This window comes from Kitasatospora sp. NPDC018058 (genome assembly GCF_044327205.1).
Classification (GTDB): domain Bacteria; phylum Actinomycetota; class Actinomycetes; order Streptomycetales; family Streptomycetaceae; genus Kitasatospora.
The window spans coordinates 57,409-80,888 of record NZ_JBIRFA010000020.1 but is presented as its reverse complement, the minus strand read 5'-3'; the positions used below and the strand labels follow the sequence as shown (position 1 = coordinate 80,888).

The 23,480-nt window shown below is 73.8% G+C and carries 24 protein-coding genes; 16 read left to right on the top strand and 8 right to left on the bottom strand.

Features of this window, described 5'->3' with window-relative positions; all coding sequences use genetic code 11:
• Positions 1-11: 11 nt before the first annotated feature.
• From ACH4E7_RS27020 to ACH4E7_RS26980, 9 genes are all read left to right on the top strand, one after another.
• Positions 12-1,466, top strand: coding sequence for a PLP-dependent aminotransferase family protein (locus ACH4E7_RS27020; RefSeq protein ID WP_396251639.1), 1,455 nt, complete (start codon positions 12-14; stop codon positions 1,464-1,466).
• Between the two features lie 157 nt (positions 1,467-1,623).
• On the top strand, positions 1,624-2,136 hold the full coding sequence (locus tag ACH4E7_RS27015; protein ID WP_396251638.1) for a hypothetical protein: 513 nt from the start codon (positions 1,624-1,626) through the stop codon (positions 2,134-2,136).
• A 572-nt stretch (positions 2,137-2,708) separates the two neighbouring features.
• Positions 2,709-4,115, top strand: coding sequence for a family 2B encapsulin nanocompartment shell protein (locus tag ACH4E7_RS27010; protein WP_396251637.1), 1,407 nt, complete (start codon positions 2,709-2,711; stop codon positions 4,113-4,115).
• Between the two features lie 231 nt (positions 4,116-4,346).
• Positions 4,347-5,327, top strand: a complete 981-nt coding sequence (locus ACH4E7_RS27005; protein ID WP_396251636.1) for a hypothetical protein — start codon at positions 4,347-4,349, stop codon at positions 5,325-5,327.
• Between the two features lie 144 nt (positions 5,328-5,471).
• Positions 5,472-6,242: a hypothetical protein gene (locus ACH4E7_RS27000; RefSeq protein ID WP_396251635.1), complete on the top strand. Its 771-nt coding sequence runs from the start codon at positions 5,472-5,474 to the stop codon at positions 6,240-6,242.
• Between the two features lie 76 nt (positions 6,243-6,318).
• A complete protein-coding gene (locus tag ACH4E7_RS26995; protein ID WP_396251708.1) occupies positions 6,319-6,687 on the top strand; it encodes a zinc ribbon domain-containing protein in 369 nt (122 codons plus the stop codon).
• Between the two features lie 40 nt (positions 6,688-6,727).
• Entirely contained in the window at positions 6,728-7,375 is a 648-nt protein-coding gene (locus ACH4E7_RS26990; protein WP_396251634.1) for a class I SAM-dependent methyltransferase, read from the top strand.
• Positions 7,376-7,380: 5 nt separating this feature from the next.
• The gene (locus tag ACH4E7_RS26985; RefSeq protein WP_396251633.1) at positions 7,381-8,031 is read left to right on the top strand and encodes a hypothetical protein; all 651 of its coding nucleotides are present in this window, start codon (positions 7,381-7,383) and stop codon (positions 8,029-8,031) included.
• Between the two features lie 314 nt (positions 8,032-8,345).
• Positions 8,346-8,933, top strand: coding sequence for a TerD family protein (locus ACH4E7_RS26980; RefSeq protein WP_396251632.1), 588 nt, complete (start codon positions 8,346-8,348; stop codon positions 8,931-8,933).
• 27 nt (positions 8,934-8,960) lie between these two features.
• Here ACH4E7_RS26980 and ACH4E7_RS26975 read toward each other — a convergent pair whose 3' ends face one another.
• Positions 8,961-10,613, bottom strand: a complete 1,653-nt coding sequence (locus ACH4E7_RS26975) for an ABC transporter permease (protein ID WP_396251631.1) — start codon at positions 10,611-10,613, stop codon at positions 8,961-8,963.
• Positions 10,610-11,536, bottom strand: a complete 927-nt coding sequence (locus ACH4E7_RS26970; protein ID WP_396251630.1) for an ABC transporter ATP-binding protein — start codon at positions 11,534-11,536, stop codon at positions 10,610-10,612. The genes ACH4E7_RS26975 and ACH4E7_RS26970 overlap by 4 nt, the downstream gene beginning before the upstream one ends.
• A gap of 73 nt (positions 11,537-11,609) precedes the next feature.
• Here ACH4E7_RS26970 and ACH4E7_RS26965 point away from each other — a divergent pair, with 73 nt between their 5' ends.
• Positions 11,610-12,131, top strand: a complete 522-nt coding sequence (locus tag ACH4E7_RS26965; protein ID WP_396251629.1) for a GbsR/MarR family transcriptional regulator — start codon at positions 11,610-11,612, stop codon at positions 12,129-12,131.
• Between the two features lie 278 nt (positions 12,132-12,409).
• Here the strand turns inward: ACH4E7_RS26965 and ACH4E7_RS26960 are convergent, their stop codons facing one another.
• Positions 12,410-13,945 (bottom strand): lytic transglycosylase domain-containing protein, encoded by a 1,536-nt coding sequence (locus ACH4E7_RS26960; protein WP_396251628.1) that lies wholly within the window; start codon positions 13,943-13,945, stop codon positions 12,410-12,412.
• Between the two features lie 493 nt (positions 13,946-14,438).
• Here ACH4E7_RS26960 and ACH4E7_RS26955 point away from each other — a divergent pair, with 493 nt between their 5' ends.
• Together ACH4E7_RS26955 and ACH4E7_RS26950 are read left to right on the top strand one after the other, a co-directional pair.
• The gene (locus ACH4E7_RS26955; RefSeq protein ID WP_396251627.1) at positions 14,439-14,825 is read left to right on the top strand and encodes a hypothetical protein; all 387 of its coding nucleotides are present in this window, start codon (positions 14,439-14,441) and stop codon (positions 14,823-14,825) included.
• A 125-nt stretch (positions 14,826-14,950) separates the two neighbouring features.
• Positions 14,951-15,280 carry a hypothetical protein gene (locus ACH4E7_RS26950; protein ID WP_396251626.1) on the top strand — a complete coding sequence of 110 codons (330 nt, stop codon included), beginning with the start codon at positions 14,951-14,953 and terminating at the stop codon, positions 15,278-15,280.
• 12 nt (positions 15,281-15,292) lie between these two features.
• Here ACH4E7_RS26950 and ACH4E7_RS26945 read toward each other — a convergent pair whose 3' ends face one another.
• The 3 genes from ACH4E7_RS26945 to ACH4E7_RS26935 form a co-directional block, all read right to left on the bottom strand.
• Positions 15,293-16,831 (bottom strand): alpha/beta hydrolase, encoded by a 1,539-nt coding sequence (locus tag ACH4E7_RS26945; RefSeq protein ID WP_396251625.1) that lies wholly within the window; start codon positions 16,829-16,831, stop codon positions 15,293-15,295.
• Between the two features lie 126 nt (positions 16,832-16,957).
• Positions 16,958-17,596 carry an NAD(P)-dependent oxidoreductase gene (locus tag ACH4E7_RS26940; protein ID WP_396251624.1) on the bottom strand — a complete coding sequence of 213 codons (639 nt, stop codon included), beginning with the start codon at positions 17,594-17,596 and terminating at the stop codon, positions 16,958-16,960.
• A gap of 70 nt (positions 17,597-17,666) precedes the next feature.
• Positions 17,667-18,587, bottom strand: a complete 921-nt coding sequence (locus tag ACH4E7_RS26935) for an EamA family transporter (RefSeq protein ID WP_396251623.1) — start codon at positions 18,585-18,587, stop codon at positions 17,667-17,669.
• Between the two features lie 111 nt (positions 18,588-18,698).
• On the opposite strand from ACH4E7_RS26935, the gene ACH4E7_RS26930 reads away from it, so the two are divergent.
• Both ACH4E7_RS26930 and ACH4E7_RS26925 read left to right on the top strand, forming a co-directional pair.
• Positions 18,699-19,196: a MarR family winged helix-turn-helix transcriptional regulator gene (locus ACH4E7_RS26930; protein ID WP_396251622.1), complete on the top strand. Its 498-nt coding sequence runs from the start codon at positions 18,699-18,701 to the stop codon at positions 19,194-19,196.
• A 52-nt stretch (positions 19,197-19,248) separates the two neighbouring features.
• On the top strand, positions 19,249-19,434 hold the full coding sequence (locus tag ACH4E7_RS26925) for a hypothetical protein (RefSeq protein ID WP_396251621.1): 186 nt from the start codon (positions 19,249-19,251) through the stop codon (positions 19,432-19,434).
• 28 nt (positions 19,435-19,462) lie between these two features.
• On the opposite strand, the gene ACH4E7_RS26920 is transcribed toward ACH4E7_RS26925, so the two are convergent.
• Complete coding sequence (locus tag ACH4E7_RS26920; RefSeq protein ID WP_396251620.1) at positions 19,463-20,308, bottom strand: methyltransferase domain-containing protein; 846 nt, start codon at positions 20,306-20,308, stop codon at positions 19,463-19,465.
• A 28-nt stretch (positions 20,309-20,336) separates the two neighbouring features.
• Between ACH4E7_RS26920 and ACH4E7_RS26915 the strand changes: the two genes are divergently transcribed.
• Entirely contained in the window at positions 20,337-21,857 is a 1,521-nt protein-coding gene (locus tag ACH4E7_RS26915) for a PLP-dependent aminotransferase family protein (RefSeq protein ID WP_396251619.1), read from the top strand.
• Positions 21,858-21,931: 74 nt separating this feature from the next.
• Here the strand turns inward: ACH4E7_RS26915 and ACH4E7_RS26910 are convergent, their stop codons facing one another.
• Positions 21,932-22,120, bottom strand: coding sequence for a hypothetical protein (locus ACH4E7_RS26910; RefSeq protein ID WP_396251618.1), 189 nt, complete (start codon positions 22,118-22,120; stop codon positions 21,932-21,934).
• A 231-nt stretch (positions 22,121-22,351) separates the two neighbouring features.
• On the opposite strand from ACH4E7_RS26910, the gene ACH4E7_RS26905 reads away from it, so the two are divergent.
• Positions 22,352-23,371: a glycoside hydrolase family 3 N-terminal domain-containing protein gene (locus ACH4E7_RS26905; protein ID WP_396251617.1), complete on the top strand. Its 1,020-nt coding sequence runs from the start codon at positions 22,352-22,354 to the stop codon at positions 23,369-23,371.
• Positions 23,372-23,480: the final 109 nt, after the last annotated feature.

Sequence of the window (23,480 nt, the reverse complement as noted above, 5' to 3'; positions counted from 1 at the left end):
GGTGCGGAAGCATGACGGAAACGCCGGGCGCGCACCCTACCGAGCCGGCCCACCCGACCGGCAGCGACCTGCACCTCGACCTGCCCGCCACCGGCGGGCGCCGCGCCGCGCTGATGGCCGCGCTGCGCGAGGCGATCCGCAACGGCAGACTCGCGCCCGGCACCCGGCTGCCGCCCTACCGGACCCTGGCCGCCGACCTCGGCCTGGCCCGCAACACCGCCGCCGAGGCCTACGCCGAGCTCGTCGCCGAGGGCTGGCTGACCGCCCGCCAGGGCTCCGGGACCACCGTCGCCGAACGCGCCGCGCCCGTCCCGTCCACCCGGGCCCGCCGCCCCTCGGCGCGGCCCGGGCCGGTGCACGACCTGCGCCAGGGCCAGCCCGACGCCGCCTCGTTCCCCCGGACCGCCTGGCTGGCCGCCGCCCGCCGGGCCCTGACCGTCGCGCCCAACGAGGCCTTCGGGCCCGGCGATCCGCACGGCAGGCGCGAACTGCGCACCGTCCTCGCCGACTACCTCGCCCGCGCCCGCGGGGTGCGCACCGACCCCGACCGGATCGTCATCTGCTCCGGCTTCGCACACGCGCTGCGACTGCTCTTCGACGGTGCGGCACCCGCCCTGCCGCCCGCCGAACAGGGGCCGCTGGCCGTCGAGGCGTACGGGCTGGGCTTCCACCGCGGGCTGCTGGCCGCCGCCGGGGTCACCGCCGTTCCGCTGCCGATCGACGAACACGGCGCCCGGGTCGGTGAGTTGGCACACCGGCCGGACGTCCGTACGGTCCTGCTCACCCCCGCCCACCAGTTCCCGACCGGCGGGCCGCTGCACGCCGGCCGCCGCGCCGGCGTCATCGACTGGGCGCGCGGACACGGCGGGCTCGTCCTGGAGGACGACTACGACGGCGAGTTCCGCTACGACCGCCAACCGGTCGGCGCCGTCCAGGGGCTCGATCCCGAGCGGGTGTTCTACCTCGGCAGCACCAGCAAGAGCCTCAGCCCCGCGCTGCGCCTCGGCTGGATGGTCGTGCCGGACCACCTGGTCGACCGGGTGCTCGCGGTCAAGGGCGAACGCGAGGGCTGGGCCAGCGCCTTGGACCAGCTGACCCTCGCCGAGTTCATCGACTCCGGCGGCTACGACCGCCACGTCCGCCGGATGCGGCGCCGCTACCGCGACCGCCGGGACCAGCTGGTGGCCGCGCTCGCCGCGAACGCCCCGCACATCGAGGTCTCCGGCATCGCGGCCGGCCTGCACGCGGTGCTGCGCCTGGAGCCGGGCACCGAGCGTTCGGTGCTCAAGGCCGCCACCTACCGCGGCCTCGCCCTCGACGGCCTCGCCGACTACCGCCACCCGGCCGTCACCCCCGAGGCCATGCCGACGACGGACGGCCTGGTCGTCGGCTACGCCACCCCACCCGACCACGCCTACCCGGCGGCGCTCGCCGCGCTCTGCGACATCCTGCCGCCGCCGACCTGAGGGCGGGGTGAGGGGCGAAGCATAGGACCCCCGGACCGTCCGCCGGGCCCTTTCGCCGTTCGACCGGTCCCGGGCGTCCGCTCGCCGCTCCTGCGTCGGTACGGCTTCGGACCGAGGACGGCAACCGAAGCGGTACCGCCGCCTACGCTCCTTGGGCATGCGCAGAACACATCTGAGCCGGGCGGCGTTGGCCGCGTGTCCGGCCGTCGCCGTCGGTCTGCTCCTCTCCGCCGCGCCGGCCCGGGCCGACAGCCCGCTGCCCGTCACAGCGGTCTCCGACCGTCAGACGACCGTGCGGGGCGGTGAGTTCACGCTCACCATGACGCTCACCAACCCGTACGACACACCGATCCAGTTCGTCTACCAGAGCGTCCAGCAGACCTACGACACCAGCCTGGAGAAGGACCTCAAGTTCACCGCCACGGCCTGCGGCACCCAGGCCAACGGCTGCAGCGACAACGTCCACGGCGGTATCGCCCGCTACAACGTGCCGCTCGCCCCCGGCGCCAGCAGCACCTTCACGATCACGTACACCATCGCCCCCGACTCGGCCTGCGGCGCGGCGACCAGGATCGACTTCTACTCCTACCTGTACTACGAGTACAAGAGTGGTGAGGCCAACACCTCGGGCATCATCGGCGTCCCGGGCACCCAGGTCGCCTGCGCCTGACCCACCGCCAGTCGAACCACCTCTCCCGGCGCACCCCCCCTCTGCGCATCCCCCCGTGCCCCCGTCAGGTGCCGGCCACCCCCGTCCGGCACCTGGCGGGCCCTTCGCGCCGACGGACCGCGGTGCGCGGATCGGCGCATCTACCCATGGATGCCGAGCGGCCCCGACGACCCCGCCGAATTCCCCGGCGCGCTGATGCCGTACGGGCTCCACGCCGCGGTCGACGAGCGGGTGAGGGCGGGTGGGCGGCGAGGTCGGGCAAGGGGGGAAGGGCTTCGGTGGCGCGGGGATCACAGGTGGGACCGGATGTTCCTGCGGTCGGTGGGGCGCTGCGGGGTGGATGGGGGGAGATTCACCCTATCGGGGGGTAGTCGGTCGCCGTACGGGCCTGGTCGGGTTCTGGTGATCTAGGGTTCCGGATGGGCCGCCGCGAGACGGCGGCGCTCTCCCGACGCCCCACCAACTTCCCTACCAGTAAGCGGATCTGATGGTCCGTCATGGTTTGCGTGTCCAGGTAGGTGCGGTACGGCCCTGGCCGCGTGATCCGACCACACGAATGGAGACCCCTGCCGATGCCCGTGGACACGAGCCCGGAGACACAGCAGGACCGGCAGCAGAGCCTTGCGACGGCGGCTGCCCGCAACCTTGCCACCACGACCAAGTCCGCACCGCAGATGCAGGAGATCACCTCCCGCTGGCTGCTCAAGGTGCTCCCGTGGGTCGAGGCTCACGGTGGTGCGTACCGGGTGAACCGACGGCTCACCTACACCGTCGGCAATGGCGTGGTGGAGTTCATCAAGACCGGCTCCCAGGTCCGCGTGATCCCGGCCGAGCTGGGCGAGCTCGCCCTGCTGCGCGGCTACGAGGACGAGGACGTGCTGACCGCCCTCGCCGACCGCTGCCAGCAGGTCGACTTCGGCCCCGGCGAGGTCCTCACCACCCAGGGCGAGGCGGCCGACAAGATCTTCCTGATCGCGCACGGCAAGATCAACAAGATCGGCACCGGCAAGTACGGCGACGAGACCGTGGTCGGCGTGGCCGGTGACGGCGACCGCTTCGGCGACGACGCGCTGCTGAACGCGGACGCCGTCTGGGAGTACACCGCGAAGTCCGCCACCTCCGGTGTCGCGCTGACCCTGAGCCGGGACGACTTCGCCCGCATCCGGGACAACGCGCCGAGCCTCCAGGAGCACCTGGAGTCCTTCCTGGCCCTGCCGCTGCAGGCCCAGAACGAGCGCGGCGAGGCCGAGATCGCCATGTCGGCCGGCCACCACGGAGAGTACGAACTCCCCGGCGCCTTCGTGGACTACGAGCTCAAGCCGCGTGAGTACGAGCTGAGCGTCGCCCAGACCATCCTCAAGGTCCACACCCGCGTCGCGGACCTGTACAACCAGCCGATGAACCAGATCGAGCACCAGCTCCGACTGACCATCGAGGCCCTGCGCGAGCGCCAGGAGCACGAGATGATCAACAACCCGGAGTTCGGTCTGCTCAACAATGCCGACTTCGACCAGCGCATCCAGACCCACTCCGGCCCGCCCACCCCGGACGACCTGGACGAGCTGCTCAACCGCCGCCGCGACCCCGACTACCTGCTGGCCCACCCGCGCACCATCGCCGCGATCGGCCGCGAGTTCAACGCCCGGGGCATCTACCCGCACCATGTCGACCTCGGCGGGCAGCAGGTGCCGGCCTGGCGCGGTGTGCCGATCCTGCCGTGCAGCAAGATCCCGATCACCAAGGAGAACACCAGCTCGATCCTGGTGATCCGTACCGGTGAGGACAACCAGGGCGTCATCGGCCTCCACCAGACCGGCCTCCCGGACGAGTACCAGCCCGCGCTGTCGGTCCGCTTCATGGGCATCGACGAGAAGGCGATCATCTCCTACCTGGTCAGCGCCTACTACTCGTGCGCGATCCTGGTGCCGGACGCGGTCGGCGTCCTGGAGAACGTCGAGATCGCGCACCGTCGCCACTGAGCGCGAGGAACGGTGAGTGCGGGCCGTAACCCGCCGACGTGAAGATCGTTTGACCTCATGGCGGACGGCCCGCCCGCTGCGGCGGGCCGTCCGCCTGATCGTGTTCGGAAGTACCTGGTCGTACCCGATCGGTTTCCCGATTCGGACGTGACCGCTTCCGCCTGTTTCGTCGTGGCTGATCAGCCGAGCCCGTGCCGTCCACCCAGTCGACCCGAGAGGTGTGTGGAGCCCATGCCGCAGCGTCGGCAGTTCCGACGGATACCGCTGCCCGGCGGTGGGACTGCTACCCCCGCGCGGCGGGTACGACTGGTCGGCGCGGCGGTCGGCGTGGTGGCGATGTGCGCGCTGGTCAGCGGCGCCGCCGCCTCCGGGGCCGAGCGACCGGGCGGACACCCGCACGGTCTGGTGGTCGACACCTGCGTGTGCAGTGAGACGGACGTGTCGGTGTCGGTCGGCCCGGGCGGGAGCGTGGACGTCGGAGTGGACGTGGACGTTCAGGTCGGTGTGACCGTCGCCCCCGGCGCCTTGCACCACGAGCCCAAGCCGCCGCACGGGCACCACCCGTGCCACCCGCACCAGGCCGGCCCGTTCCCGGTGGCACCCCCGTTCTCGCCCTCGGCGCCGACCGACCTCCGGTACCAAGCGGGGCGGCCGGGCGACGAGCAGGGCGACCACGACGAGCAGGACGGTCGCGGCGACCACGACGGGCACCACCACCATCACCACCCGCACCCCTGCCCGAGCCCGACTCCGACGCCCACCCCGACTCCGACGCCCACCCCGACGCCTACGCCCACCCCGAATCCTTCACCGACGCACACGCCGACGCCGACTCCCACGCCGACCCCGCCGTTGTCCAGCCCGACCCCGGCGCCCACCCCACCCCCGTCGTCCACGCCTCCGCCGCGCCCGGCCCCCGCACCGGCCGCACCGGCCGCACCGCCCCCGGCGGCGCCCGCGCCCACCCACGCGGCCGCCCCCGCCCCCCAGCCGCCCCCGCCGGCCGCGCCGCCGAGCCCGGTGCACCCGAGTCCGGTGGCACGGCCGCCGGTGTTCCACGCCCGGCCGACCCAGCCGCAGCCCGTCGCGCGGCACCATCAAAGCGCCCCGGCGACCACCACGATGTTGCTGGTCACCGTCCCCGCCGTGCTGGCGGCCGCAGCCCTGCGCCCGGGTCGTGGCAACCAGGGCCGAGGTCGTTCCCAGTCCTGACGGCGTCCCGCCTCAGGCCCCCCGGGCCCCCAGGACCCCCCGGGCACCCCTGGGCCCGCGACCGCACGGCCGCCGGTCCCCGAGTCGGCCGACTTCCCGAGTTCCCCGTTCACGTCACAATCCAAGCCAGAGAAGGGAGTTCCCATGTCCGAGTGGGTGGTGCTGGCCATCGCCATGGCGGCGGCCTGTGCCGTCGTCGTGGCGGTGGTGCTGCTGAGGCACCGTCGGGTGGGCACCGAGAAGAACGTCGACGAGACGCCCGACGTCATCGAGTACATCACGATGATGATCGGCGTGGTCTACGCGATCGTCCTCGGTCTCGCCATCGCGGGTGTCTGGGAGGCGCGCGGCGCCGCTCAGGACGACCTGTTCCGCGAGGCGCAGTCGCTGCGGGAGGTGAGCGACCGGGCGGTGGTCTACCCGGCCGAGTTCCGCGACCAGGTCCGGGCCGACGTGGACGCGTACGTCACGTACGTGGTCAACGTCGAGTGGGACCACATGGCCAAGCACGGTGAGATCACCGACAAGGGCGCCGAGCTGCTGGAAAAGCTCCAGAACGACGTGGCCACCCGGCCGCCGGCCTCGGATCTGGAGTCCCAGGCCTACCAGCCGATCATGGACCGGATCAGCCAGGCCTCCGACGCCCGCAACCAGCGCGGCCAGAACGCCGGACCGGGCATGCCGGCCGTGGTCTGGTTCGGTCTGATCGGCGGCGCCGTGGTGACCATCGGCATGCTGTTCGCGCTGCAGATCCGGCGCACGCGAAGGGAGTTGATCCTGGCGGCCTGCTTCAGCGCCCTGATCGCCTTCCTGCTGTTCATGATCTGGGACTTCGACGATCCGTTCGCCAGAAGCGTCTCGGTCACCACGCAGCCGTTCGAGGACCTCTTCCCCTCGCTCAACCTCAAGGGTTGACAAAGGGTTCGGAGCCCCTCCGACCACGCCGTCCACCGGGAATCCGGGTAGGTGATCATCGGATGATCGCGCCTGGATTGTCGGGGGTGGCCCTCGGCCGAGGTATCGGGATCGGATCTGCTCCGCCTGCAGACACCGCGACGGCCCCGAACCACTGAACGTCCGCCGCTGGACATGCCTGTCCTGCAGCACCGTGCACGACCGGGACCGGAACGCCGCACGGGGCGGGCGGACCCGGTGCCGCGCTGATCCTCCGGGCACGGCGAGTGGCCCGCGTGGGATCCGCGCGGGCCACTCGCGTTCCGGCGGCCACACCGGCGACCAGCGGCCTGCCCGAGTGCGGCACCCCCGGCGGGACTGGACGGGGCCGGTATCCGCCGTCAACTGTGTCCGCCCGCTGGACCGTCCGGCCCGCGCAGGGCGACGCGGGGTGGTGGACCGGTAGGTTGACCGGTACCGAGCAGGCCGTCGAACGGAGGAGCGCCATGGACAGTCAGGGCTGGGACGACCGCTACGCCGCGAGCGAACTGGTCTGGGGCGCCGCGCCCAACCAGTGGGTGGTCCGCGAACTGACCGGACACACCCCCGGTCACGCCCTGGACCTGGCCGCCGGCGAGGGCCGCAACGCCATCTGGCTGGCCGCCCAGGGGTGGGAGGTGACCGGCCTGGACTTCTCCGCCGTCGTCCTGGAACGCGCCGAACGGCTCACCGCCGACCTGCCGGACGAGGTCGCCGACCACCTCACCTGGCGTCACGGCGACGCCCGAAGCTTTGAGGCCCCCGCCGCCGGCTACGACCTCGTCCTGGTCGCCTACCTCCAACTGCCCGCCGCGGACCGCCGGACCGCGCTGCGCCGCGCCGCCGACGCGCTCGCCCCCGGCGGCACCCTGCTGGTGGTCGGGCACGACCTGAGCAACCTCACCGAGGGCGTCGGCGGACCGCAGGACCCGGCCGTCCTGTTCACCCCGGACGACGTCCTCGCCGACCTCGCCGACCACGGCCTGCGCACGGTGCGCGCCGAGCGCGTGCACCGCACGGTCGGCGCCGAGCCCGGCCACAAGGACGGCGGCACGGGCGGCGGTGCGGCCGTCGCGATCGACGCGCTGGTGCGGCTGGAGCGGGGCGCCGAGTGACGGTCGTGACCTCCCGCCGCGTGCTGCTCAGCGGTCTGCTGACGGCCGCCCCGCTGGTGCTGGCGGGCTGCTCCTCCTCGGGGAAGAAGAACAAGGCCGACAAGAACGGTCCGGTGGCCAAGGCCAGTGATCCGGGCGGAGCGGCCTTCGTGATGATCATCCGGCACGGCGAGAAGCCCGACGGCACCCTGCCCGGCCTGGACGAGAACGGCAAGCAGGACGGCAAGTCGCTCACCCAGCGCGGCTGGGACCGCGCCAAGGCGCTGCCCACCCTGTTCGCCCCACCCGCGACCGGCCTGCGCACCCCGGCCCGGATCTTCGCCGCCACCGACCAGGGGCCGATGGCGGGGGCGCACCGGATGCGCCAGACCGTCACGCCGCTGGCCGCCAAGCTCGGGCTCACCGTGGACACCACGTACGCCGAGTCCCAGGAGTCCGAGCTGGCCGGCGCCGCGCTCGCCGGTACCCAGCCGGTGCTGATCTGCTGGGAGCACTCCCGGATCCCGCGGATCGTCGAGGCGCTCGGTGCGTCCGGCAGCGGCGTGCCGGGCACCTGGCCGGACCGGTTCGACCTGGTGTGGGTGTTCTCCCGGCCGGCCGGCGGGGCCTGGAGTTTCCAGGAGGTGCGCCAGCACCTGCTGGACGGCGACGCCTGATCCACCTGGGGCCGTACGCGAACCCGAGTGGGCGTCAACATGCCGGTGGGGCATGGAGAACCGCATGGTGATCGGCCCGGTGGCCGCTGTGGCGTCGCTGCCGAGACGGGTGCGCCGTCGGCCCGTTCGGTCCCGTTTCACGGCTGCGCCGGACGTCCGACCGACGGATCCCTCAGTGTGCGGAGTACCACCGGAAGTGCGGGCCGGAGGACTGCTGGGTAGGGGTCCTCGAAGTGCGCCGTCCGATGATCAGAGGTTTCCCCGGGGTGCGATAGATTCGCGGCACGGACGGCGGCAGGAACGAGGAGGGCGCGATGACCGTTTCGCTGGCCAAGGGGCAGAAGATCAGCCTGGAGAAGCCGGGCGGTGGGCAGTTGAGCCTGGTCCGGATGGGCCTGGGCTGGAAGGCCGTGGAGCGCAAGGGCTTCCTGGCCAAGCTGCTCTCCGCCGGGCGGGAGATCGACCTGGACGCCTCGGCGGTGCTGTTCTCCCAGGGGCGGGCGCTGGACGTGGTCTTCTTCCAGCACCTCACCAGCAACGACGGCTCGGTCCGGCACAGCGGTGACAACCTGGTCGGCGGCGCGGGCGACGCGACCGACGACGAGTCGATCACGGTCGACCTCACCAGGATCGCGGCCGAGGTCGACCAGATCGTCTTCACCGTCAACTCCTTCACCGGGCAGACCTTCCAGGAGGTCGAGGCGGCCTTCTGTCGGCTGGTGGACGAGACCACCGGCGTCGAGCTGGCCCGTTACACCCTCACCGGCGGCGGCCCGTACACCGCGCAGATCATGGCCAAGGTGCAGCGCACGCCGGGCGGTTGGCAGATGGCCGCGATCGGCCAGCCGGCCAACGGACGCACCTTCCAGGACCTGATGCCGGAGCTGGTCAAGCACCTCTGAGCCGGTCCGGTCCCGGCGTCCGGGGCGTCACTCGACGTCCCGGCGCCGGAACCCGGCCAGGGCCAGGGCGATCAGCGCGGCCGCGACCAGGGTGAGCACGGCCAGCGGCGTCCAGTCCATCCCGGCCGCCGGAAGCCGGGGCACCTGGCCGAAGGGGGAGAGCCGGTCCAGGCCCGAGGGGAGCTTCAGCAGCGGGCCCAGGTAGCCGATCACGAACGCGTAGGCCGGGACGATCCAGGCCAGCGGCATGGCCCTGGGCAGCCAGCCGTAGACGACGGCGGCGAAACCGACCGTCACCCACAGGGCGGGAGCGAAGGCCAGGGCCGCGCCGGTCAGCCGCAGGAACACGCCCGCGTCGCCGGTGGACAGTGCCCCGGACAGGCCGTACCCGACGCCGGCGGCGAGCATCACGGCGGTGGAGCCCAGCAGCGCCGCCGCCAGGTGTCCACCCAGCCAGCCGGACCGCGACACCCCGGTGGCCAGCACCGGCACGGCCCGTCCGGCGCTCTCCTCGGCGCGCGGGCGCAGCGTCGCGAGGACGGCGTAGACCCCGCCCACCACCGCGACGACCAGCATCGTCAGCGCGGCGAAGGAGTCGGCGAGGGTGCGGCCGCCGAGCCGGGCCAGCGCCTCCCTGATCTGGTCGACGTCCTTGAGCATCGAGTCGGCGTCGCCGAGCAGTGAGCCGTACATCGCACCGAGCAGCAGCAGGGCGACCGCGAAGCCGCCGACCAGGCCGCGGTGCAGGCGCAGCGCCAGGCCGAGCGGGGTGCCCAGGAGCGGGCTGCCGGTGGCCGGGCCTGGGCGGGTGGCGCGCAGCCCGGCGCCGTGGTCGCGGCGGGTGCTCAGCAGGAACCCGGCGGCCGCGGTGGCGGCGGTCAGCGCGAGCGCGGGCAGCAGTGGCCACCAGCGGTCGTCGACGAAGGGGTAGCTGCGCTGCAGCCAGCCGATCGGGGAGGCCCAGGAGACTCCGTTCTCCGCGGCGTCCCCGGCGGCGCGCAGCGCGTAGGCGGCGCCGAGGACGGACAGGGCCAGCCCGGAGGCGGTCCGGGTGTGCGCGGTGACCTGGACGGTGACGGCGGCCACCGCAGCGAACAGCAGCCCGCCGACGGCGGTCGCGACGCCGTAGAGCAGCGCGCCGCCGGTGGTCAGGCCGGGGACGCCGAGGCCGGGCAGGCCGACGGTGAGCAGCAGTGCGAGCGCCAGGTCGGCGACGGCGGCGGTGGCCAGTGCCGCGGCGAGCTGGGCGTGGCGGCCGACGGCGGCGGAGCGGATCAGTTCGGCGCGGCCGCTCTCCTCCTCCGCGCGGGTGTGCCGGGTGACGGTCAGGACGCTCATCAGACCGGCGAGCACGGCCAGCAGGCCGAGCATCCGGTGACCGAGCATGGCGCCCCAGGTGTAGTCGGTCAGGTAGTGGGCCGGGCCGGTCATGGCGAGCAGGGCCGGGTTGTCGGAGCCGTGGGCGATCGAGGCGCGGTCGGCGGCCGTGGGGTAGACGGTGTGGACGCTGTTGGCGGTCGCGATGGTGAGCAGCCCGAGGCCGAGCACCCAGACGGGCAGCCGGACCCGGTCCCGGCGCACGGCGAAGCGCAGCAGGGTGGTGGTACCGGCCAGGGCGGTGCGCTCCGCGGCGCGGCCCGGTTGGGCGCGGCGGGCGGTGGGTGCGGCGGTGGTGGTCATCGCGCGGCCTCGCCGTCGAGGCGGTGCCCGTTGGCGGCCAGCTCGTCGCCGTAGTGGCGCAGCATGAGCTCCTCCAGCGTGGGCGGGTGGCTGACCAGGCTGCGCAGCCCGGCCTCGCTCAGTTTCCTTACCGCGGCGTCGAGTTGGGCGCCGTCGACGGCGAAGTGGACGCGCAGCCCGTCGGTGCGCAGGGCGTGCACGCCGTCCAGGGCGTCCAGTCCGGTCACCGGGCGGCTGGTCTCGGCCTCGACGGTGGTGCGGGTGAGGTGGCGCAGTTCGCCGAGGGTGCCGGTCTGCACCACGCGGCCCTGCCGGATGATGCTGACCCGGTCGCCGAGCTTCTCCACCTCGTCCAGGATGTGGCTGGAGAGCAGGACGGTCCGGCCCTGTTCCTTGGCCTGCCGGACGACGTCCTGGAAGACCACCTCCTTCAGTGGGTCCAGGCCCGAGGTCGGCTCGTCCAGCAGCAGCAGTTCGGCGTCGGAGGCGAGCGCGGCGACGATGGCGACCTTCTGCCGGTTGCCCTTGGAGTAGCTGCGGCCCTTCTTGGTCGGGTCGAGGTCGAAGCGCTCGATCAGCTCGTCGCGGCGGCGCCGGTCGTGCCGGCCGCGCAGTCGGGAGAGCAGGTCGATGGCCTCGCCGCCGGTGAGGTTGGGCCAGAGCTCGACGTCCCCGGGGACGTAGGCGAGGCGGCGGTGCAGCTCGACGGCGTTGCTCCACGGGTCCTTGCCGAGCAGCCGGGCGGTGCCGCCGTCCGCCCGCAGCAGGCCGAGGAGAACACGTACGGTGGTGGACTTCCCGGCGCCGTTGGGCCCCAGGAAGCCGTGGACCTCGCCGGTCTCGACGGTGAGGTCGAGGCCGTCCAGCGCGGTGGTCCGGCCGAAGGTCTTGCGCAGGCCGGACAGGATGATGGCCTTGGTCATGCTTCTGAAGCTACCGTAGTTTCAGAAAAACGTGAATATTGGGAAGGCGTTAAAGTTCGAGCAGGGGGGGCGGATGATCACTGGAAAGGGGACGGCCGTGGAACGGGAGCCGGAGCAGGGGTGTGACGACCGGGCCGTGTCGGACTTCGTCGAGCGGTTCGCGGCCGAGCTGGTGGTCGCGGGCATGGGCCGGATGCCCTCCCGGATCTTCTCCTGCCTGATGGCCGAGGAGAGCGGCGTGCTGACCTCCGCCGAACTCTCCGAACGCCTGCAGATCAGCCCGGCCGCCGTCTCCGGCGCGATGCGCTACCTGATCCAGGTCGGCCTGGTCGCCAAGGAGCGCGAACCCGGCTCGCGGCGCGACCGCTACCGGGTGCTCAACGACGTCTGGTTCGAGTCCCTGACCCGGCGGGACGAGATCCTGCTGCGCTGGATCCGGGTGCTGAAGGAGGGCGAGGCTACCGTCGGCGCGGGCACGGTCGCGGGGGAGCGGCTGGCGGAGAGCGCGGCCTTCTTCGAGTTCATGATCGACGAGCTGCACGGCATGCTCGGCCGCTGGCGGGAGCACCGGGCGGGGCGGCCGGCGGGGGAGTAGGGGTGCCGCCCGGACACCGGGAGACGGCCGGTCGGGAAACGGCGCGGGGGGGGGGGGGGGGGGGGGCCCGGGGGGGGGGGGGGGGGGGGGGGGCGGGGGGCGGGGGGCGCGGGGGGGGGGGCCGCGGGGGGGGGCGCGGGGGGCCGGGGGGGGGGCGGGGGGGGGGGGGGGTGGGGGGGCCCCCCCCGCCCCCGGGGGCGCGGGGGGGGGGCCCCGGGGGGGGGGCCCGGGGGGGGGGGGCCCCCCCCCCCCCCCCGGGGGTGGTCCGACGGGCCGCGTTAGCGCTTCGTCGGGGCCGCCGAGGGCGAGAGCGAGGCGCTCGGCGTGCTGCTCGGCCCGGCGGACGGGGTGGTGCTCGGGGCTCCGCTCGGAGTGGTGCTCGGGGTGCCGGTCGGCGTGGGGGTCGGGCAGCCTGGGGTGGTGGGCGAGCCGGACGGCGTGGCCGTGGGCGTGCCGGTCGGCGTACCGCTCGGGGTCGCCGTCGGGGACGGGGTGCCGGTCGGCGTGGCGGTGCCGGCCGGCGTCGCGGTGGCCGTCGGGCTCGGGCAGGAGGTGGGCGTACCCGTCGGGGTGCCGGTCGGCGTACCCGTGGGGGTGGCCGTCGGGGACGGGGTGCCGGTCGGGGTGGCCGAGGTGCTCGCGGAGGGCGACGGTGAGCCGCTGGGCGTCGGGGTGGTGGTCGGCTGCGGGGATGTCGTCTGAGTCGGCGTCACCGCAGGTGTGGTCGGCTGCGGCCCGGGGGCGGGCGTGGTCGGCTGGGCGCTCGGCGTCGGGCTCGTGGTGGTGCCGGTACCCGTCGTGCTGCCGCCGGTGGTGCCGCCGCCCCTGGTGTCGGTCGGCGGGAGGTACGGCGTGGGCAGCGTGTCCGGCACGGTCGAACTGCCGGGGCGGTCCGGGACGGTGGTCACCAGGCCGCTGCCGTAGTGGGCCATCCAGTTGCGGACCGTCCGCAGGTACTCGGTGGAGTCGTTGTAGCTGAGGATCGCCCGGTCGAGCTGGGCCGGGTCGGACAGGTCGCGGCCGCCGGCGCACAGGTAGCGGGCTGCGGTCTCGGCGGCGTCGAAGATGTTGTTCGGGTCGGCCTTGCCGTCGCCGTTGGCGTCCACGCCCCAGGAGGCCCAGGTGGACGGGATGAACTGCATCGGGCCGACGGCGCGGTCCCAGCGTGAGTCGCCGTCGTAGCGACCGCCGTCGGTGTCGGGTATCGCGGCGAAGCCGTTGCCGTCCAGCGCCGGGCCGAGGATCGGCGTCAGGGTGGTGCCCGCCGCATCCACCTGGCCGCCGTTGGCCTGGCCGGACTCGACCTGGCCGATCGCCGCCAGCAGCTGCCACGGCAGGTGGCAGCCGGGCGTGCGCTGCGCGAGCGAGGCCTCCGCCTGCTGGTAGGCGGCGAGGACGGTGGCGGGCAGCGAGGCCCCGGTGGCCGTGAACGGGCCGGCCGAGGGCAGGCCGGACAGCGCGCCGGGCGGCTGGGGCAGTTGGACGGTGCCACCGCCGTCGACCGGGCGGCCGTTGCCGGGGGCGGCGGCGGTCGGGTCGCCGATCGGGGAGGTGGGGGCGCCGAACCCGTCGGTGCCCTGCGCGGTGGTGCTGCCCTGCGCCGGGTTGGGGTCTGCGGCGGCCGGGGCGAGCCCGAGGCCCGACACCTGAGAGCCGGTCAGCGCGGCCAGCGCGGCGAGCGCCGCCGCCGTCCCCGTGACCCGCTTGCCGAGCCGTACCTTCCGCCCTCCCTGGGCGCTGCCGAACCTCGCCACCATCTGCTGCCCCTCCCCGTCGCCGTCCGGACCATCCCGGAACGGCTGAGCCATCGTCATCGTGCCCGCCCGCCGGCCGACGGCACCCGTCGCCGCGACGATTAGTATCACGACGATCTGACAGGAACAGGATGGCCGGGTGGCGGACCGGCGTTCACCGAGGGGTGAACGTGGCACCTCAGCGAGGGTCGATCGGGTTCGAACCTTCGTGTCGGATATCGCCGCACGACTGATCTGCCGTGCGGCTGAGGCGAGTTGACCGGAGGCCCGACCATTGGGGTCCGGGCGCCCCGGCGGTCGGGGCGGCGTTCGAAGCGCGGGGGTGGTGCGTGGGCGTCATGTCGGGCTCCCCGGCGGCGCCCGCGGCCGACCACTCTGACCTGCCGTGATGTTCGGCGCCGGACCCGGCGACCCCTAGCAGGACGGACCGATCGGCACCAGGGGGCGTCCCTAACTCGGCCCTGGAAGGATGACGTTCAGGTGAAAGTGGGCATGCCAGGAAATCCTGTCCGGCATGCTGTGCCGCGTGACCATGCGGATGGAGGCCGAAGTCGTGAGTGCGAACCTGCCGGAGACCGTCGCCGGGGGAGCCGTCGTCCTGCCGGCGCCCCCTCGGGTGGTGGACGACCTGGCCCGTGACCTGACCCAGGCCGCCGCCGTCGTCCGGGCGGTGTCGCGGTCCGGCCGTACCGCCGGCGGGGACGTCGCGGTCGCCGCCTACACCGCGGTGGTGTGCACCGGCCGTTCGGCCGCCCGCGCTCTGGAGGAGGCGGCCGCCTGGTGCCGCCAGGCTCCGGATGCCGAGGTGCACTCGCTGGCCTGGGCCCGGGTGCCGGGGCACCGCGACGACGTCCACGAGTACCGGGTCACCATGGCCGTCAGCTTCCCGGACGACGAGACCGGCGAGCACCTCGGGGACACCCACCACTCCTTCCGCTGAGTTCCGCCTCGTTCCGAAGGCCCGAGCTCCGGGCCCTGCGCTCCGGACCCTACGCTCCGAACCCGGTGTCCGCGCTCACTGTCCGGGGCCTGTGCCCTGCGGCCCGAGGACGTATCATCGGCCGCATGGGTGATGGGGGTGCGAACGACATGGTCAACGGCGGCATGGCGGGTGAGTCGGTCAACGGCGCTGCCGGGGCCGCCACTTCGGACGTCACGGCCTGCGACGGCCCGCGCGAGTTGTCGCGGGCCGCCGCCGTGGGAGCCACCGTGCTGGCCGCCGTCTGCGGCTGCGGGGTGCTGCTGGCGATGTTCCACTGGCTGGGCTGGGCCGTTCCCGGAGTCGGCTGGATCGTCGCCAAGGCCGGGATCAAGCTGGCCGTCGGCGGTTTCGCCGGGCTGGCCGTCGCCGCCGCCTGGCTTCGGACCAAGCTCCGGGCAGGCTCCCGGAGTTGAGCGCTCGACGGATCAACCCGCTTGCGGGACCGGGCAGGTGAGGTCGTGCTCGGGCGCCTGGCCGTCCAGCAGGTAGCGCTCGACGGTGTTCGTGACGCAGGGGTCGGACCCCGGGTACTGGCCGTGGTTGCCGTTCCCGGTGACGGTGACCAGCTTCGAGCCGCGCAGCGCGCGGTGGGCGCCGAGCGCCGCCTCGTAGTACGTGGCCGGGTCGTGCAGCGAGTTGAGCATCAGCACCGGCGGCAGGTGGGCGCCGGTGACCTTGACCTTCGGCGCCGGGTCGGTCGGCCAGGACGCGCAGACCGCGCTGAAGGCCAGCGTACGGGCGCCGAGCAGCGGGTACCGGGCGGTGTTCTCCGCGCCGCGCTCGATCCAGGTGTCCAGGTCCCTGGTCCACGGGGTGTCGCCACAGGTGACCGAGAAGTACTCGGCGAGGAACTCCGGACTCAGGTACTGGCCGAACAGCTGGCGGGCCGTCTGCTTGGCGGCGGGATCGGCGCTCTGCCAGTCGTCCAGGGCGGTCAGGGCGCGGGCGAGGACCGGGAAGGCCTTCTCGCTGTAGATCGCGTTGATCGTGCCGTTGTCCAGCTGGTTCGGGCCGAGCGTCAGCGAGCCGTCGGTGATGGGCCGGTCGTGCAGGGCGGCGCGGCGCTGCTCCCAGTGCGCCTTGACCTCCCCCGGGGTCGAACCCCAGTGGTAAGTGGCGTCCCGGGCCGCCATCCAGGGCAGGAAGTCCTCTTCGAACCGGCGCTGGAAGCTCATCGGCTGGCCCGTCTCGAAGTGCTCCCAGCTGCCCTCGAAGCCGATGTTGCTGTCCAGCACCATCCGTTCGACCCGGTGCGGGAAGAGCGTCCCGTAGTAGGCGCCGATCATGGTCGCGTAGGAGACGCCGTAGTAGCTGATCTTCTTCTCGCCGAGCAGCGAGCGGTACAGGTCCATGTCGCGGACGGTCTGCTCGGTGGTCAGGTAGGGCAGCAAGTCCCCGCTGTGCTCCTCGCAACTCGCGACCAGCTTTCGCGAGTTGGCGATGACCCGGTCGATAGCTTCGGGGGACTGGTCGCGGTAGTCCCCGGCCAGGAACTCCTGGAAGTCCTCCGGGCTCTGACACTGGGCGTGGGTGCTGCGGCCGACGCCGCGCTGGTCGAAGCTGACGATGTCGTACGCGGCGGCCACCGCGGGGGCGCCTTGGGCCAGGTCCATCGGCCGCAGCAGGCCCTGCCCGCCCGGGCCGCCGGCCGCCTCCATCAGCGTCCCCTTCCGGTGCGCCGGGTCGGCGGCCCGGTGCCGGGAGACGGCGATGGAGAGGTCGGCCCCGACACCGGGGTGGTGCCAGTCGCGTGGTGCGGCCATGGTGGCGCACTCGAGCGCCGGCTGCCCCGCGCAGGGCTGCCAGTCGAGCACCTGGCGGGCGTAGCGGGCGGGCACGGGCTCGGCCTCGCCGGCGTTGCGGCCGGAGTCGGCGTTCGCCGCGGTGGGCAGGGCGAGGCCGGCGAGGACTGCGGTGGCGACGGCGACGGCCGCGCGGCGGGTGCGGGTTGCGGTGGTGTTCACGGGAAAGATCCTGTCCGAAGCCGCACCTGACGCGCGATGAGGCTGGACACCGTCTTCGGGGTGGTGCTGGATGCACCCCCGTCGGGGGTGCATCCAGCAGTCACGGTGTTCCCGGCGCGCGGTGTCTCAGTACCCGGCGGTGAAGCGGGCGCGCCGGTGGGCGGGGTTCTCGGCCTCGTCGAGCAGCGCGACGGCGAGGTCCTCCATGGAGATCGCCGAGTTGCCCTCGGGGTCGACCAGCAGCTCGTCCCGGCCGAGCCGGAAGCGGCCGGTGCGCACGCCGGGTTCGAGCAGGGCGGCCGGGCTCAGGTAGGTCCAGTCGACCTTCTCGGCCGCGCGGTAGAGGTCCAGCTGCTCCCCGCAGGCCAGCGCGATCGGGCGGATCTCGTCGGGGAAGCCGGGGGACTCCACCAGGACGGTGCCGTCGGTGCCGGGGACGGTCAGGCTGCCCGCGCCGCCGACCGCGATCAGGCGCACGCCCGTACCGGCCAGGCCGTCCAGCAGGCCCCGGGTGGCGGCGACCAGCTCGGGCTCGCTGCCGGGCGCGGGCCGGGTGGCGGTGATCACCAGGTCCTGCCCGGCGGTGAGCCGGGCGACGTCCCCGGGGACCCGGGCGTCGCCGACCGCGAGGGCGACGGTGGACGGCAGGGCGTGCGGCTTGGCCGGGTCCCGTACGACGGCGGTGACCTCGTGGCCGCGGGCGAGCGCCTCGGCCACGACGCGGCTGCCGACGTTGCCGGTGGCGCCGAACACGGTGATGCGCATGAAGGTTTCTCCTTGGATGGAACGTGGGCGGAGCGTGGACGGAACTACGAGATCTTCAGGGGGCGCGGGGTCAGGCCGTCTCGCGTACCGGCGGCGTGCTGAGCGTCTGCTGCGTGGCAGGGGCCGCGGCGGTGGGGCGGGGCCGCTGGGTCTGGGCGACGATCAGCGAGCCGAGCACGACGACCGCGCCGAGCGCCTGCAGCGGGCTGAGGTCCTGGTCGAGCGCCAGCCAGCCGGTCACGGTGGCGACCACCGGGCTGAGCAGGGAGAGGAAGGAGAGCGAGGTCGGCGGCAGGGCGCGCAGTCCCCGGAACCACATCGCGTAGGTGAGGGCCGCGCCGATCAGGCAGAGGTAGGCGTAGCCGAGCACGTTGTCGGAGGTGTAGTGGGTGGGTGGGGCGCCCTCGGTCAGCAGGGTGACCGGCACCAGCAGCAGGCCGCCGGCGGTGAGCTGCCAGCCGGTGGTGGCGAGCAGCGGCGCGGGGGAGACCCAGCGCTTGGAGAGGACGACGCCGAAGGCCATCACCACCGCGCCGCCGAGCGCGGCGACCACGCCGATCGCGTCCAGTCGGGCGTTGGCGCGCAGCACCAGCAGGCTGACGCCCGCCACGCCGGCGATGCCGGACAGCACGGTGCGCAGGGTGAGCCGGTCGCCGAGCAGCGCGGCCGAGAGTGCGGCGGTGATCAGCGGTTGGACGGCGCCGACGGTGGCCGCGATGCCGCCGGGCAGGCGGTAGGCGGCGATGAACAGCAGGGCCTGGAAGCCGCCGATGTTCAGAGCGCCGAGGATCAGCGCTCGCCACCACCAGTCGCCCTTGGGCAGGGTGCGGGTGAGGGCGATCAGCAGCAGTCCGGCGGGCAGGCAGCGGATGACGGCGGCCAGCAGCGGGCGGTGGGGCGGGAGCATTTCGGTGGTGACGAGGTAGGTCGTCCCCCAGATGGCGGGGGCCAGGGCCGTCACCAGCACGATGGCGAGGCGATTTCTTAGCACTAAGCCAATGTATCTCAGCGCTAAGACATTCTCCATCGGGTTCCGCCGGTGACGTGCCTCACAGTTACCTCACTGCTGAGGAATTTCACGGGCATCCCCTACCCTGAATCCGTGGCAGATCATCTGGACCGCGTCGTCGCGCAATGGGCCGCCGAACGGCCTGACCTGGACGTCTCCCCGATGGAGGTGTTCGGCCGGCTCAAGCGCCTCTACCGCGTGGTGGACGCGGAGCTCAACCGCACCTTCGCCGAGCACGGCCTGGACGCGGCCTCCTTCGACGTCCTCGCCACCCTCAAGCGCAGCGGACCGCCCTACCGCCTCACCCCCACCGGCCTGATGCAGTCCGCCATGGTCACCTCCGGCGCCATCACCCAGCGCCTGGACCGCCTGGAGGCCCGCGGCCTGGTCACCCGGACCCGCAGCGACCAGGACGGCCGCAGCCGCGACGTCGAGCTCACCCCCGAGGGCCACGCCCTGATCGACCGCGCCCTGCCCGACCACGTCGCCAACGAGCACCGCATGCTGGCCGGCCTGGACGACGGTCGCAGGGCCGCCCTGGTCGACGCCATGCGCGCGCTGCTGGCCGACCTCGGGGACAGTTCGGGCTGACCGTCCGTCAATCGTTCGACGGGCCCGGCCGCCCTCCCCTTGGACGGCGGCCATGGACGACCCGATCTGGCAGGCCCTGCCCGCCGAGACCCGGCGCACGGTGGACGAGCACCTCACCGCCTCGCGCAATGTGCACGCGATCAAGGCGATCCGCGACGCGTCACCGGAACCGGTGCCCGGCATCCCCGCCTGTATGGACGTGATCACGGATCGGCTGGCGGAACTCGGCCTCCTGTGACACGGGCCGACCCCGCCGACCGATCCGGCTACGGGTTGACCGCCACCGCCTTGAAGAAGGTGTAGTGAAACGTCCCGCCCGGTTCGGCCGCGCGGCGCAGCTCCGCGATGCCGTGGTCGAAGGCCTCCGGGGTGGTCAGCCCGGCGGCCAGCGCCTCCGACCGGACGGCCTCCACCATCGCGACGAAGGTCCGCAGGGTGAAGTCCTCCGCCAGCGCCGGGCGACTACCGTCCGCGGAGACCGTCCGCGGGCGGACCGTCACCTCGGCGAACCCGGCGGCCGTCAGCAGCGGGTACAGCCGGCGCCCGATCAGCGCGTCGCCGCCCGCCCCGGCCTGGAGTCGGACCAGATGGTCGACCGTACGGCGGGCCGCCGGGCTCTCCGGGTGGAAGAAGGCCGAGCCGTGGTCGCCCTCGATCACCGTGATCGTCCCGCCCGGCCGCAGCACCCGGCGCAGCGCCGCCAGGCCGGCCGCCGGGTCGGGCAGGTGCTCCAGGACGAAGCACAGGAAGACGTGGTCGAACGCTCCGTCGGGGAAGGGCAGTCGGTGCAGGTCGCCGTGGTGCCAGGTGACCTGCGCGGCGGGCGCTTGGGCCGCCACCCGGGACCGGGCCCGGGCCAGCGAGTCCGCCGAGAGGTCCGCCGCCGTCAGCAGCACCCCGGGGCTGGCGGCCAGCAGGTGCACCGTCTGCGCCCCCACCCCGCAGCCCGCCTCCAACACCCGGCTGCCCGCCGGGTACGACGTGCCCGCGTGCAGCAGCTCGGCGAGGGTGTCGGCCTGGTCGCCGAGGCGCTGCGCCTCGATCTGCGAGTAGCCGTGGACGTAGGGGCCGGGGTGGGCGCTCGTTCGGTGGGTGTTCGTTCCAGTGGTCATGGCCCAACCCTCGCGCCACTATGGACCGGTGAACAGGTCCAAAGACGAGGCAGTCGACAGGTCCAAAGAGCTCGGCGCCGACTTCCTCCAGCTCGACGCCGCCGACGCCCCGCCCGGCGGCCTCACCGACTGGCTCGCCCGGCGGCTGCGTGACGCCGTCGCCGACGGACGCCTCCCGGCAGGTAGCCGACTGCCCGCCAGCCGGGTGCTCGCCGCCGAACTCGGCGTCTCCCGAGGGGTGGTGACCGACGCCTACCGCCGACTGGCCGAGGCCGGGCAGGTCGCCGGCCGGGGCAGGGGCGGCACGGTGGTGGTCACGGGCCCGACCCCCGCCGCCGCCCCGCCCCGGCCCCGCCCGGCACCCGCCCTCTTCCGCGAGGACCCCGGCCCCGAGGTCTTCGACCACCTGCGCGTCGCCCCCGCCCGGATCGACCTCACCCCCGGCGTGCCGGACCTCGCCGCATTCCCGCGCGCCGCCTGGCTGCGCGCCGAGCGGGCCGTCCTCGACCAACTCGCCGCCCACGACCTCGGCTACGGCGACGTACGCGGCGCCCCCGCCCTGCGCGAGGCCGTCGCCCACTGGCTCGCCCGCAACCGGGGCATCCGGGCCGACCCCGAGGAGGTGCTCGTCGTCGCCGGGACCGCCCAGGCCCTCGCCCTGCTCGGCCGCGCCCTCGGACAGTCGGGCATCACCGCGGTCGCGGTCGAGGACCCGGGCTCGCTCGGCGCCCGCCAGCACCTCGCCCACTGGCTCGCCGCCACCCCACCCGTCCCCGTCGACGCCGAGGGCATCCGGGTCGACGCCCTGCGCGCCACCGGCGCCCCGGCCGTCCTGCTCACCCCCGCCCACCAGTACCCCACCGGCGTCGTCCTCGGCGGCGAACGGCGCCGCGAACTCCTCGGCTGGGCAGGCGAAGGCGGCCTCGTCATCGAGGACGACTACGACGCCGAACACCGCTACGACCGCCCGCCCGTCCCCGCCCTCCGGGCCGCCCTGCCGGACCGGGTCTGCTACGCCGGCAGCATCTCCAAACTGCTCGCCCCCGCCCTGCGCACCGGCTGGCTGCTGGTGCCCCCGCGCCTGCGCGACGCCGTCCTGGACGCCAAGCGCTTCGCCGACCTCGGAAACCCGGTGCTGCCCCAGCTGGTCCTGGCGCGGCTGATGGAATCCGGCGAACTCGACCGCCACCTACGGCTGCTGCGCCGCCGCCACCGTCGCCGCCGGGACGCGATGATCGACGCCATCCGCACCCACCTCCCCGCCGCCACCGTGCACGGCGCGGCGGCCGGCCTGCACCTGATGCTCACCCTGCCGGAGGAACTCGGTTGCAGCGACACCGAGTTGGCCACAGCGGCGCTGGCGGCAGGCGTGAAGGTGCAGCCACTGTCCTGGCACGCCCGCCTCCCGTACCCGCCGGGCCTGGTCCTCGGTTACGCGGCGCGCTCGCCGGGCGAGATCGAGGAAGGCGTGGCAGCACTGGGGGAGCTGGTCCGGCGCGCGGGACAGCCGGGCTTCCAGGGCCACTGGCCCGGCGAGATCTTCGCTTGACGTGGCGCACGGAACGCCGCCGGACGGAGTGGTCACGGCGAGAACATCGCCGACGGCACTGACATATCCGCCGTTCAGCCCTGCGGACGCCACCAGGGGTCGGCCTCGATCCGGGCCAGTTCCGCCTCGTACCGCTCGGCCTCGAAGGTGAACTCCAGCAGGGGGTCGACGACGTCCTCGCCGTTGACCCGGAGCCGTACCTGGGGCCCAGGGGTGGCCCGGCGCCAGCACCTGGATTTCCAGCCGATCGAAGATGCGATCACCCTGTGCTGCCAGCGCGGGCGGTCACGACGTTCTCCCGGGCTGCCGGACCGCCGATCCCTGGGTACGCTGACGGACCGGATGCCGCTGCTCACCCTGGAGGCGTGATGGCCCTGTTCCGGCGTGTTGCCCGGCTCGGGTCGGTACTGCTGGTGCTGGGGGCCGCGCTCGGGCCCGTCCCGGCCGGGTCGACGACGCGTGGCGGTGGGCTTCCCACGGAAAGGACCGCAACGGTGATCGGCCATGACCAGGACTCCCGTCAGCTCGCCGGGCGTCGGATCGTGCTCTCCTACCCGGGCCCGACACCGCCGCCCGGGGTGCTCCAGACCCTCCGCGATGGCCTGGCCGCCGGGGTGATCCTGTTCGGCGAGAACATCACCAGCACGTCGCAACTCGCCGAGGCTGTCGCCCAGTTGAAGCAGGCATCGGCCGAGGCGCCGCACCCGCGGCCGCTGCTGCTGATGACCGACCAGGAGGGCGGCAAGGTCCGCCGCCTGCCCGGCGCGCCCGAACTCTCCGCCCGCCGCACCGGAACGGCTCCGGATCCGCTCGCCGCCGCCCTGGACGCCGGCACCGGCGCCGCCACGACGCTCAGCGACGCCGGGCTGAACGTCAACCTCGCCCCGGTGCTCGACGTCTACGACACCCCGGACAACTTCATCGACCACTTCGAGCGCTCCTACGGCCAGGACCCCTCCCGGGTGGGCGAGTTGGGCCGTGCCTTCCTCACCGCCCAGCAGGGCCTCGGCGTCGCCGCCACCGCCAAGCACTTCCCGGGTCTGGGCTCGGCCGCCCGCGACGAGAACACCGACGCCCGCCCGGTCACCCTCCCCGTCCCCCTGCCCCAGCTCCGGACCCGCGGCGAAGCCCCGTACCAAGCCGCCATCGCGGCGGGCGTGCGCCTGGTGATGGCTTCCTGGGCGATCTACCCCGCCCTCGACCCCGACCGTCCGGCCGGTTTCTCGCCCACCGTCATCCAGGGCGAGCTCCGTGACCACCTCGGCTTCGACGGCGTCACCATCACCGACGCCCTCGAAGCCGACGCCCTCACCCCCTACCGCGACACCGGTACCCGGGCCGTCGCCGCCGCCTCGGCCGGCATGGACCTGCTGCTCTGCTCGGCCCGCGACCCGCAGCAGGCCGAGGACGCCACCGCCGCCCTGGCCGCCGCCCTCGATACCGGCCGCCTCGACCGCGCGGCCTTCGCGGCCGCCGTCACCCGTGTGGACGCACTGAGGGACGAGCTGCGCTGATTCGGGCGGCGATCCGCGCCTCGCCGCTCACCCCGGGGTGAGCGTCAGCACCATGGCGACGCCGGTCGACGGTGGCGGCAGAAGACGCGGAGCCGCTGCCGAACGGAGG

Excerpts from the sequence above, each read along its gene's own strand:
- ACH4E7_RS26940 (WP_396251624.1), bottom strand. The coding sequence starts at position 17,596 with ATGCGCATCACCGTGTTCGGCGCCACCGGCAACGTCGGCAGCCGCGTC.
- ACH4E7_RS26970 (WP_396251630.1), bottom strand. The coding sequence starts at position 11,536 with ATGACCAAGGCCATCATCCTGTCCGGCCTGCGCAAGACCTTCGGCCGG.
- ACH4E7_RS26960 (WP_396251628.1), bottom strand. The coding sequence starts at position 13,945 with ATGACGATGGCTCAGCCGTTCCGGGATGGTCCGGACGGCGACGGGGAG.
- ACH4E7_RS27015 (WP_396251638.1), top strand. The coding sequence starts at position 1,624 with ATGCGCAGAACACATCTGAGCCGGGCGGCGTTGGCCGCGTGTCCGGCC.
- ACH4E7_RS26980 (WP_396251632.1), top strand. The coding sequence starts at position 8,346 with ATGACCGTTTCGCTGGCCAAGGGGCAGAAGATCAGCCTGGAGAAGCCG.
- ACH4E7_RS26975 (WP_396251631.1), bottom strand. The coding sequence starts at position 10,613 with ATGACCACCACCGCCGCACCCACCGCCCGCCGCGCCCAACCGGGCCGC.
- ACH4E7_RS26920 (WP_396251620.1), bottom strand. The coding sequence starts at position 20,308 with ATGACCACTGGAACGAACACCCACCGAACGAGCGCCCACCCCGGCCCC.
- ACH4E7_RS27000 (WP_396251635.1), top strand. The coding sequence starts at position 5,472 with ATGTCCGAGTGGGTGGTGCTGGCCATCGCCATGGCGGCGGCCTGTGCC.
- ACH4E7_RS27020 (WP_396251639.1), top strand. The coding sequence starts at position 12 with ATGACGGAAACGCCGGGCGCGCACCCTACCGAGCCGGCCCACCCGACC.
- ACH4E7_RS26950 (WP_396251626.1), top strand. The coding sequence starts at position 14,951 with ATGGGTGATGGGGGTGCGAACGACATGGTCAACGGCGGCATGGCGGGT.
- ACH4E7_RS26990 (WP_396251634.1), top strand. The coding sequence starts at position 6,728 with ATGGACAGTCAGGGCTGGGACGACCGCTACGCCGCGAGCGAACTGGTC.
- ACH4E7_RS26925 (WP_396251621.1), top strand. The coding sequence starts at position 19,249 with ATGGACGACCCGATCTGGCAGGCCCTGCCCGCCGAGACCCGGCGCACG.
- ACH4E7_RS27005 (WP_396251636.1), top strand. The coding sequence starts at position 4,347 with ATGCCGCAGCGTCGGCAGTTCCGACGGATACCGCTGCCCGGCGGTGGG.
- ACH4E7_RS27010 (WP_396251637.1), top strand. The coding sequence starts at position 2,709 with ATGCCCGTGGACACGAGCCCGGAGACACAGCAGGACCGGCAGCAGAGC.
- ACH4E7_RS26965 (WP_396251629.1), top strand. The coding sequence starts at position 11,610 with ATGATCACTGGAAAGGGGACGGCCGTGGAACGGGAGCCGGAGCAGGGG.